Source organism: Janthinobacterium sp. AD80, assembly GCF_002878455.1.
Taxonomy (GTDB): Bacteria; Pseudomonadota; Gammaproteobacteria; order Burkholderiales; family Burkholderiaceae_D; genus Janthinobacterium.
Window position 1 is genome coordinate 1 of record NZ_NRDQ01000168.1, and the last position, 10,179, is coordinate 10,179.

At 63.0% G+C, this 10,179-nt stretch carries 9 protein-coding genes; 6 read left to right on the top strand and 3 right to left on the bottom strand.

What is annotated here, in order from left to right; genetic code table 11:
* From xsc to JaAD80_RS24665, 5 genes are all read left to right on the top strand, one after another.
* Positions 1-1,460: sulfoacetaldehyde acetyltransferase (xsc, locus tag JaAD80_RS24645; protein WP_102298476.1), on the top strand; the 1,460-nt coding region annotated here is incomplete at its 5' end.
* A gap of 216 nt (positions 1,461-1,676) precedes the next feature.
* Positions 1,677-2,684, top strand: coding sequence for a phosphate acetyltransferase (gene pta / locus JaAD80_RS24650; RefSeq protein ID WP_102298478.1), 1,008 nt, complete (start codon positions 1,677-1,679; stop codon positions 2,682-2,684).
* Positions 2,674-3,450: a sulfite exporter TauE/SafE family protein gene (locus JaAD80_RS24655; RefSeq protein ID WP_258003162.1), complete on the top strand. Its 777-nt coding sequence runs from the start codon at positions 2,674-2,676 to the stop codon at positions 3,448-3,450. The genes pta and JaAD80_RS24655 overlap by 11 nt, the downstream gene beginning before the upstream one ends.
* A gap of 299 nt (positions 3,451-3,749) precedes the next feature.
* Positions 3,750-4,637, top strand: a complete 888-nt coding sequence (locus JaAD80_RS24660) for an RNA ligase family protein (protein WP_102298481.1) — start codon at positions 3,750-3,752, stop codon at positions 4,635-4,637.
* The gene (locus JaAD80_RS24665; RefSeq protein ID WP_374755274.1) at positions 4,634-5,776 is read left to right on the top strand and encodes an AAA family ATPase; all 1,143 of its coding nucleotides are present in this window, start codon (positions 4,634-4,636) and stop codon (positions 5,774-5,776) included. The genes JaAD80_RS24660 and JaAD80_RS24665 overlap by 4 nt, the downstream gene beginning before the upstream one ends.
* A gap of 3 nt (positions 5,777-5,779) precedes the next feature.
* On the opposite strand, the gene JaAD80_RS24670 is transcribed toward JaAD80_RS24665, so the two are convergent.
* From JaAD80_RS24670 to JaAD80_RS24680, 3 genes are read right to left on the bottom strand one after another with little or no spacing between them, the layout of a single operon-like run.
* On the bottom strand, positions 5,780-7,510 hold the full coding sequence (locus JaAD80_RS24670; RefSeq protein ID WP_102298482.1) for a cobalt chelatase: 1,731 nt from the start codon (positions 7,508-7,510) through the stop codon (positions 5,780-5,782).
* A complete protein-coding gene (locus tag JaAD80_RS24675) occupies positions 7,507-8,481 on the bottom strand; it encodes an AAA family ATPase (protein ID WP_180979575.1) in 975 nt (324 codons plus the stop codon). The genes JaAD80_RS24670 and JaAD80_RS24675 overlap by 4 nt, the downstream gene beginning before the upstream one ends.
* A 40-nt stretch (positions 8,482-8,521) precedes the next feature.
* Positions 8,522-9,370, bottom strand: a complete 849-nt coding sequence (locus JaAD80_RS24680; RefSeq protein ID WP_374755275.1) for an IclR family transcriptional regulator — start codon at positions 9,368-9,370, stop codon at positions 8,522-8,524.
* A gap of 212 nt (positions 9,371-9,582) precedes the next feature.
* Between JaAD80_RS24680 and JaAD80_RS24685 the strand changes: the two genes are divergently transcribed.
* Positions 9,583-10,179: thiamine pyrophosphate-binding protein (locus JaAD80_RS24685; RefSeq protein WP_258003163.1), on the top strand; the 597-nt coding region annotated here is incomplete at its 3' end.

Below are 10,179 nucleotides of genomic sequence, written 5' to 3' on the forward strand. Positions count from 1 at the left end.
CGGGCACCATGAGCATGGGCCTGGGCGGCTTCCAGGAAGCCAACCAGTTGCCGATGTTCGAGGAATTTACCAAGTACCAGGGCCACGTCACCAATCCGGCCCGCATGGCGGAATTCACGGGCCGCTGCTTTGACCGTGCCATGTCGGAAATGGGCCCGACGCAACTGAACATCCCGCGCGACTATTTTTATGGCGAAATCAAGGCGGAAATTCCAAAACCGAACCGCCTGGACCGTGGCGCAGGCGGCGAGCAAAGCCTCAACGATGCGGCCGAACTGCTGGCGACAGCCAAGTTCCCCGTGATCATCTCGGGCGGCGGCGTCGTCATGGGCGAAGCCATCGAAGAGTGCAAGGCGCTGGCCGAGCGCCTCGGTGCCCCCGTCGTCAACAGCTACCTGCACAACGACTCGTTTCCCGCCAGCCATCCGCTGTGGTGCGGTCCGCTCGGCTACCAGGGTTCCAAGGCGGCCATGAAACTGATCGCCCAGGCCGACGTCGTCATCGCCTTGGGTTCGCGCCTGGGACCGTTCGGCACCTTGCCGCAGCACGGCATGGATTATTGGCCGAAGAATGCCAAGATCATCCAGATCGACGCCGACAACAAGATGCTGGGTTTGGTGAAAAAGATTTCGGTCGGCATCTGCGGCGACGCCAAGGCGGCTGCGAAAGCCATCCTGGCGCGCCTCGATGGCAAGGCCCTCGATTGCGACGCGACCCGCGAAGAGCGCTATGCCACCGTGCAAGCGGAAAAGGCGGCATGGGAAGAGGAACTGACCAACTGGACGCATGAAAAAGATGCGTACAGCCTGGACATGATCGAAGAGCAAAAGAAAGAGCCGGGCAACTATCTGCACCCGCGCCAGGTGCTGCGCGAGCTGGAAAAAGCCATGCCGGAAGACGTGATGGTGTCGACCGACATCGGCAACATCAACTCGGTGGCCAACAGCTATCTGCGCTTTGAAAAACCGCGCAGCTTCTTTGCGGCGATGAGCTTTGGCAACTGCGGCTACGCGTTCCCGACCATCATCGGCGCCAAGGTGGCCGCGCCGCACCGTCCGGCCGTGTCGTATGCAGGCGACGGCGCCTGGGGCATGAGCCTGATGGAAACCATGACCTGCGTGCGCCACAACATTCCCGTGACGGCAGTGGTGTTCCACAACCGCCAGTGGGGCGCGGAAAAGAAAAACCAGGTGGATTTCTACAACCGCCGCTTTGTCGCCGGTGAACTCGACAACCAGAGCTTTGCGGAGATCGCGCGCGCCATGGGTGCCGAAGGCATCACGGTCGACAAGCTGGAAGACGTGGGCCCGGCCTTGAAGAAGGCGATTGACATGCAGATGAATGAAGGCAAGACCACCATCATCGAAATCATGTGCACGCGCGAGCTGGGCGACCCGTTCCGCCGCGATGCACTGAGCAAACCGGTGCGTCATCTGGATAAATATAAAGACTATGTTTGATGCGCTGATGTTGTTGGATTACGCCCTCTGGGCTAATCCAACCTACGTGTAGCACGTATCGAATGCGTAGGTCGGATTAGCCGGGCCCTGGCCCGGCGTAATCCGACACCACTCTGACCGATCCTTGTATGACCCCGGCCATGCCGGGTTTTGTGTGCCGGAACCATCTTCACGCTTCCATGGTTCCGGCATTTTTTTTACCGAATTGGAGTCGCCATGAAAGCCCTGCACCGCATCATCGCGCAAGCCCGCGCCGTGCCGAAAAACATCGTCTTGTGCGAGGGCGACGACGCGCGCGTGCTGCAGGCGGCCGCGCGTGCCGCCGCCGAAGGGCTGGCGCGCATCACCATCGTCGGCCAGCCGGCCGCCATCCTGGCCCTGGCGAAAGAACAGAACCTGGACCTGGACCTGGGCAGCGTGCACCTGGTCGACCCTGCCGCTTCCAGCGAAGCGGAGCACTATGCCCAGCAATTGTTCCTGCTGCGCCAGGCCAAGGGCATGACGGTGGAGCAAGCGAGGATCGCCGTGCAGGATCCGCTGTGCTACGCCAACCTGATGGTGCGCCTGGGTGACGCGGACGGCTGCGTGGCGGGGGCCGTGCACACGACGGCCAATGTGGTGCGCAGCGCCATCCAGATCATCGGTGTCGATCCCGCCTTCAAGCTGGTGTCGAGCTTTTTCCTCATGATGCTGTGCGAACCGTTCCACAGCCTGAAAGGTGGTTTCATCTTTTCCGACTGCGCCCTGGTGGTCGATCCGAAAGCGGAGGAACTGGCCGACATCGCCATGGCCGCGGCCGACAGCGCGCAAGCCTTGCTGATGGAGGAGCCGCGCGTAGCCATGCTGTCGTTTTCCACCAGCGGCAGCGCCCACCACGCGGCCGTCGACAAGGTGCATGCGGCCACGGACAGGGTCAAGGCGCAGCGTCCGCTGCTGGCCATCGATGGCGACGTGCAGCTGGACGCGGCCATCGTGGCCGAGATTTCGCAACGCAAGGTCAAGGATTCCGTCGTCAACGGCCGCGCGAACGTGCTGGTGTTCCCGAACCTGGACGCGGGCAATATCGGCTACAAGCTGGCCGAGCGCATGGGCGGCGCCGTCGCCATCGGCCCCTTGCTGCAAGGCTTGCAAAAGCCCGCCAACGATCTGTCGCGCGGCTGCAGCGCCGACGATGTGTACAACGTCATTGCGGTCACGGCCGTGCAGGCCCAGGGTGGACGCTGACTTTCTGTTCAGCCTGCCCGTGCTGGCGCTGCTGGCCGTGGTGGCGGCGGGCACGTATTTCCAGACCGTCACGGGCTTTGGCCTGGGCATGATCGTCATGGGCGTGGCCAGCGGCCTGGGCCTGGCGCCCGTGCCGGCCCTGGCGGCGCTCGTCAGTTTATTGTCGCTGGCCAACTGCCTGGTGGCCTTGCCAGGTGCCTTGCACCACCTGGACTGGCGCGCCATCCGCGCCGCCAGCATCGGCTTGCTGCCGGCCATGGCGGCCGGCGTCTTGCTGCTCGGCTACCTGGACCAGGCCTATGCTCCGCTGCTGCATTTGCTGCTGGGCGCGGCCATCGTGTATGGCGGCGTCAGCATCTTGCTACAGGCGCCGCCGGGTCCCGGTGCTGCCGACAAGCGCAGCTTCTTCATCAGTGGCGTGTGCGGCGGCCTGTTTTCCGGCCTGTTTTCGCTGGCCGGTCCGCCGCTCGTGTACCAGTTCTACCGCCAGGAAATGAGCCTGAAAACCATCCGCTACAGCCTGATCTTCCTGTTCGCCATCAGCGCGGGCGGACGTTCGCTGATGGCGGGCAGCCAGGGCCAGCTCGACGCGAAAGTCTTGTTGCTGTGCATGCTGGCCTTGCCGGTCGGCGTGCTGGCCACCATGGCCGGGAAACGCTATCCGCCGCCGATCGCCCAGCGCGGCATGCGCCGCATCGCGTTTGCCGTGCTGACCGCCATCGGCATTTCGCTGATGGTGGCGGCCGTGCCGCAACTGCTGGGCTAGTCTGCAAGCGTGCGGCGCTTGCAAAATATGCAAACAGCCTTTATATTCTCGGTTCTTTCTAGAACCTCTTCCTTATTGGAGCCAAAAGTGCCTCGCTTCTTCGCCATCACCTGCTAACGCTGACGAAATGCTCTCTGCAGCATCGTTCGGCGCGTTGACGCCCCCGATTGCTGCGGCACTGTTTTCACTCCCCCCGCACACGTATCCGAGACTTTAGTCTCGATCGTCCACGCCCGAACACGTCGTCAGCACCCCTGACCCTGTATGGACACGCCCCGGTGAACGCGGCGTGGGACGCTATGTTTTTACAATCTTTACCCTTATTCAAATACCCGCGCACGCCGCACCTGGAAGGCTCGCGCCTGCAGGAGGGCGACGACGGCTCGGACCAGATGCCCCTGAAAAAGCTGGCCGGCCAGTACGTCGTCATCGAGGAAAAAATCGATGGCGCGAACTCCGCCGTGTCGTTCAGCGATGCGGGCGAAGTGCTGCTGCAGTCACGCGGCCATTACCTGGCGGGCGGCGGCAGCGAACGCCAGTTCAACCTGTTGAAACCGTGGGCGCATGCGCACGAACACGCCTTGCTGTCCATGCTGGAAGACCAGTATGTGCTGTTTGGCGAATGGTCGTACAGCAAGCATTCCGTGTTTTACGACCGGCTGCCCCATTACTTCAACGAGTTCGACGTGTATTGCCGCCGCAGCCAGATGTTTTTGTCGACGGCGCGCCGTCACGCCATGCTGGCCGGCTCGCCCGTGCTGTCCGTCCCCGTGCTGTATGCGGGATTGATGCCCGCAACGCCGAAACAGCTGTGGCAGCTGCTGCGCGTTTCGCTGGCCAAGTCCCGTCTGTGGCGCGACACGTTTGAACACGCGGTGGCGCGCGAACGCCTGCCGCTGGACCTGTGCTGGAAGCAGACGGACAAGTCCGACCACGCGGAAGGCCTGTACCTGAAGGTGGAGGACGATGAGCAAGTGCTGGCCCGCTACAAGCTGGTGCGCCATGACTTTACGCAAACCATCCTCGACAGCGGCTCGCACCACAGCACGCGGCCCTTGATCCCCAACCAGCTGGCCGACGGCGTGGACCTGTACGCGCCGCAGCCGCTGGTCACGTGGGAAAGCCTGGGTTTGCACACCTGCCGTTCGCTCGACGAACTGGCTGCCCTCTCAAGGAATACGAAATGATGAACTGGAAAACCCTGCAGCAACTGGTGCCCATGGATGGCCAGTCGCCCGATTTCAACGCCTGCCTGGCCGCCTTCCCGCAGCTGGAACTGGCGAAAAACACGCCGCAAAACCCCGTCTATCACGCGGAAGGCGATGTGTGGACGCATACCATGATGGTGGTCGAATCCCTGCTGGCCATGCCAGAGTACCAGCAAGCCACGCGGGCGCAACAGGAAATCGTGTTTCTCGCCGCCTTGCTGCACGACGTGGCCAAGTGCAGCACGACGGTGATCGACCCGGTGACGGGCGCCATCGGCCAGCCCGGCCACTCGCGCAAGGGCGCCCTCGATGCGCGCATCGCCCTGTGGGATTGCGACGTGCCGTTTGCCGCGCGCGAGGAAATCTGCCGCCTGATCAATGTGCACCAGGTGCCGTTCTTTGCGCTGGAAACGTCGCGGCGCGGCGTCACGCCCGAGTTCACCGTGCGCGAACTGTCGTGGCAAGTCGATATCCACCTGCTGGCCATGCTGGCCGAAGCCGATATCCGCGGACGCATCTGTCCCGATCCGCAGCGCATTTTGGATGCCATCGAGCTGTTCCGCGAACTGGCGCGCGAGGAAGGCTGCTATGGCCAGCGCAGGGTGTTTGTCGACGATCACACGCGTGTGAAATATTTTCGCGGCGTCGAGGCGCATCCCGATTATTCCCTGTTCCAGGAGCCGGGTTCGCACGTGATCGTCATGTCGGGCTTGCCCGCGTCGGGCAAGAATACGTGGGTGGAGAAGCACCATCCGCGCCTGCCCGTCGTGTCGTTCGACGATGCGCGCACGGCCCTGGGCTTGAAGCACGGCAAGAACGAGGGACTGGTGGGCGACTATGCGGAAGAGCGGGCGCGCGAACTGTTGCGCAAGGGTGAGCCGTTCGTCTGGAACGCCACGCATCTGTCCAAGCTGATGCGCGAAAAGACGCTCAACCTGCTGTACAAATATCACGCGCAGGTGGAACTCGTGTACCTGGAACAGCCGCGCAAGGAGTTGCTGCGGCGCAACGGCCAGCGCGACACGTCGCTCAGCAACAAAAAGCTGCAAGCGATGCTGTGGAACTGGGAAATCCCGCTGCCGATGGAGGCGCACACGGTGCGCTACGAGGTGGGCTGAACGCTAGCGTTTGCGGCCACCAAGCAACTGCGCGATCTCGCTGAACAGTTCATTGTTCAGCGAGGCGGGCAGGGTGGTGGCCAGGCTGCGGCTGTAGTAGGCGCCCAGGTCCAGGCCCAGCCCCAGCCCGCAAATCTCCACGGCGCCCTGCGCTTCGCGGCGCGCCACCACTTGTTTCAGATGTTGCGCCAGGTAAAACTCGTCGTTGGCCAGATTCGTTGCCGTGTCCATGGGGCAACCGTCGGAGACGACGAGCAGTATGCGCCGCCGTTCCGGGCGCGCCAGCATGCGCGTGCACGCCCAGTCCACGGCTTCGCCATCGGCGCCTTCGCGGTACAGGTCCGCCTTCAGCAGGGCGGCAATGTCGGGCCGCGCGCGGCGCCAGCTGGTATCGCCATCCTTGAACACCATGTGCACGAGTTCGTTCAAGCGGCCCGGATTCGTCGGCGAGCGGGCGCGCATCCAGTCGCGTTTGACTCTTCCCCCGTTCCAGGCGCCCGTCGTAAAGCCCAGCAACTCGGTGGCAACGCCAGCCTGGTCCAGTGCGCGCAGCACAATGTCGAGCAGCACGGCCACGGATTCCGCATGCGTCTTCATGGAGCCGGAGCAATCGACGAGAACGGTGACGAGGCAATCGGCTTGCGGTAAAAATTGCTCCTTGCGGAACAGCCTGCGCTCGGACGGCGAGCTGATCAGCTGAGCCAGGCGGCGCCCGTCGATATAACCCTCTTCTTCGCCAAACGACCAGCCTTCACGCTGTGGCACGGCCAGCAATTGCGTGAAGCGCCGCGCCAGGCGGGCCGTGTTGATGCCCAGGCTGGCGATGCGAGCATCCATGCGTTCGCGGTATTCGAGCAGCAGGGCGCGGCGCACCAGTTCGCCCGCTTTTTCTTCGCGGTCGTAGGTCGTGGAGTACGCCTTGTAGCCGCCATCGCCATCGCTGAAGGCGCGGCTTGCGCCCAGCGGGGCGGCGTCGGGCAGATGGTCGTTATCGCTGTCGAAATCGAGCAGCAGCTTGAAGGCCGCCTGTGCTTTCGCATCGCCAGCCGCGTCCTGCTGGTCATCCTGCGCCGCTTGCGCGTCTTTCAGCATGGCATCGACGGCATGGGCGATGGCCAGCGCGTGATGCGCAAAGGCGGCCTGGTCCAGGCGCTGGCGGCGCAAGCCGGCCAGGTCTGCGCCCAGTGGCGAGGAAAGCGACCAGCGCGTGGCCTCGATAAAATCTTCCGTCTTTTCCAGCACGGGCCTGGCCGTCAGGCGCGACCAGCACATCTGGAATACCGTGTACAGCAGCAAGCCGGACGCGCCTTCGGCCAGGCCGGAATCGTAAAACGCATGCGACCAGGCCGTGAAACGGTGGCGCAGGTTGCCGATGATACCGGCGTGCTGCTCGGGCGCCAGGGTTTCCACCCTTAACTGTTCCAGCAATTCAAAGACGAGGCGCGCCACCGGTTCGGCCGGACACAGTGTGCGGTGCAGCTTGGCGTCTGTATGCAGCAGGCGCAGGGCCACGCTGTCGGCCGCGCCGCGCAAGGACGGCAAGTCTTGCAGCGCGGTATCGGGCTGCAAATGGGCCGCATGGATGGGCAGCGGGCGGTGGCCGTCGTGCAGGCGCCGGCCCCGGTAGCGGATCAAGGGTGAGCCGCTGAGCGCGCGGATGGCGCCCGCGCACAGTTCATCCGTTTCCTGCTGCTCGCGCGTGTAGGCGGCAGGAACGATGGCTTCGGCGTTCATGCCTGGCTCGCCAGCAATTCCTCATTGAAACAGCGCTGGTAGTACTCCGCCACCATGGGCCGCTCGGCCTCGTCGCATTTGTTGAGGAAGGACAGGCGGAAGGCCAGTGCCGGATCGCGGAAGATCTGGCAATTTTCCGCCCAGGTAATGACGGTGCGTGGCGACATCAAACAAGCCAGGTCGCCCGCCGCATAACCGTGGCGCGTGAGGCTGGCCACGGCCACCATGCGGGCGGCCAGCTGGCGGCCCGCCTCGTCGTTCATGGCGGGAACACGCGCCAGCACAATGTCGGTTTCCTCGTCCTGCGGCAAATAATTCAACGTGGCAACGATGTTCCAGCGGTCGATCTGCGCGTGGTTGAGCACTTGGGTGCCGTGGTACATGCCGTTCAGGTTGCCCAGGCCCACGGTGTTCGAGGTGGCGAACAGCCGGAAGTGCGGGTGCGGCGTGATGACCCGGTTCTGGTCGAGCAGGGTGAACTTGCCGTCGCGCTCGAGGATGCGCTGGATGACGAACATCACGTCGGGGCGGCCAGCGTCGTACTCGTCGAAGATCAGGGCCACGGGCCTTTGCAAGGACCACGGCACGATGCCTTCCTGAAACTCCGTCACTTGCTGCTGCTCGCGCAGCACGATGGCATCCTTGCCGACGAGGTCGAGGCGGCTGATGTGGCCGTCGAGGTTGACCCGCACGCAAGGCCAGTTCAGGCGCGCCGCCACTTGTTCGATATGCGTGGATTTGCCCGTGCCATGCAAGCCTTGCACCATCACCCTGCGGTTGTGCGTGAAACCGGCCAGTATCGCCAGGGTGACGTCCTTGTTGAAGCGGTAGGCGGGATCGATGTCGGGCACGTGCGGGTCGCGTTCCGTAAACACGGGCACCTGCAGGTCGCTGTCGATATGGAACAGGCTGCGCACGGACTGCAAGGTTTGCGCCGCTGCGGCGGGGGGATGTTGGCGTGAATCTGGCACCTTGTTCTCCTGTGAAACCGCAGCTGGGGCGCCGCGGCGGTTATGTGTGAGTTGCGGAGTTACTTGACTGCAATGCGTCGTCGTCCCCGCCCGACGTCGGCATGGTTTCCGATTCGATGGCGGCCAGGGCTTGCGCGGCGCGCTGCAATGCAGGCAAGAAATGTAAAGCCTTGTCGTGCGTCAGGCGGATGATGGGCGCCTGGATGGCCACGGCCAGGTTCGAGCGGCCGTTCGGATTCGGCACCAGCACGGCCACGCACAGCAGACCGGGCAGGAATTCCTCGTCGTCCAGCGCGTAGCCGTTGCGGCGCACCACTTCCAGTTCGCGCTCCAGCTTGACGGGATCCGTTTCCGTCTTGTCCGTAAAGCGCGTCAATTCCATGTGGCCCAGCAGGCGGCGGCGCTGTACGGGCGTCATTTGCGCCAGGAACAATTTGCCGCTCGACGAGCAATGGGCCGGCACCCGCGATCCGGGATGCAGATAAAAGCGCAGGGGCGCCGCCGTTTCCACGCGGTCCAGGTACACCACTTCGCTGCCGCTGAAGGCCGTCAGATTGCAGCTTTCGCCCACTTCCTCGACCAGCTGGCGCAAGACCATGCGGCGGGCGCCATGGAAAGTGTTGTTAATCAAGAGGTTAGACGCCAGGCGGCGCAGGCGCACGCCCGTGCTGTAGTGGCGGCCATCGCTTTCGCGCTGCAGCACGCCCACGCTTTCCAGCTGTTGCAGCATGCGGTGCAAGGTGGGCTTGGGCAGGCCCGTTTCTTCCACCAGCGCTTGCAGCGACAGCAACTGGTCTTTCTCGGCAATCACTTCCAGCAAAGCAAACAAACGCATCGTGGGCGTGTCGCCTTCCAGTTTTTCTGGCTCAAGTTTTGGGGATGAAATCATGTCCATGGTGGCCTCGGTGTGGTGTCTGTGTTTATTTCATTTTCGAACTCAAATTGTACCGTTTCCTTGAAAATCTGTTTGACTTTTGCACGTCGAACGCTTAAATTGAATTGTATATCAAATTTCGGAACAAAATATACCGATTTTTGATAAATAAGTTGATCATTTCAACAGCCGCCATTACTACAGACCAGGAGACACCCGTGAATGACATGACCGAACAAAAAGCCGCCGCCGCCGCGGCCAGCGCAGCCACTCCCGTTGGCCCGCAAAAAATGACGCCTTCCGAAGCGTTCGTGGAAACCCTGGCCGCCAATGGCGTGACCGACATGTTCGGCATCATGGGCTCGGCCTTCATGGACCCGATGGATATCTTTGCCCCGGCCGGCATCCGTCTGATTCCCGTCGTGCACGAGCAGGGCGCCGGCCACATGGCCGACGGCTATGCCCGCGTTTCGGGCCGCCATGGCGTCGTCATCGGCCAGAACGGCCCCGGCATCAGCAATTGCGTCACCGCCATTGCCGCCGCCTACTGGGCGCACACCCCGGTCGTCATCATCACGCCGGAGACGGGCACCATGAGCATGGGCCTGGGCGGCTTCCAGGAAGCCAACCAGTTGCCGATGTTCGAGGAATTTACCAAGTACCAGGGCCACGTCACCAATCCGGCCCGCATGGCGGAATTCACGGGCCGCTGCTTTGACCGTGCCATGTCGGAAATGGGCCCGACGCAACTGAACATCCCGCGCGACTATTTTTATGGCGAAATCAAGGCGGAGATTCCAAAACCGAACCGCCTGGACCGTGGC

Coding starts and splice junctions, on each gene's coding strand:
- JaAD80_RS24660 (WP_102298481.1), top strand. CDS start 3,750: ATGTTTTTACAATCTTTACCCTTATTCAAATACCCGCGCACGCCGCAC.
- pta (WP_102298478.1), top strand. CDS start 1,677: ATGAAAGCCCTGCACCGCATCATCGCGCAAGCCCGCGCCGTGCCGAAA.
- JaAD80_RS24665 (WP_374755274.1), top strand. CDS start 4,634: ATGATGAACTGGAAAACCCTGCAGCAACTGGTGCCCATGGATGGCCAG.
- JaAD80_RS24670 (WP_102298482.1), bottom strand. CDS start 7,510: ATGAACGCCGAAGCCATCGTTCCTGCCGCCTACACGCGCGAGCAGCAG.
- JaAD80_RS24680 (WP_374755275.1), bottom strand. CDS start 9,370: ATGATTTCATCCCCAAAACTTGAGCCAGAAAAACTGGAAGGCGACACG.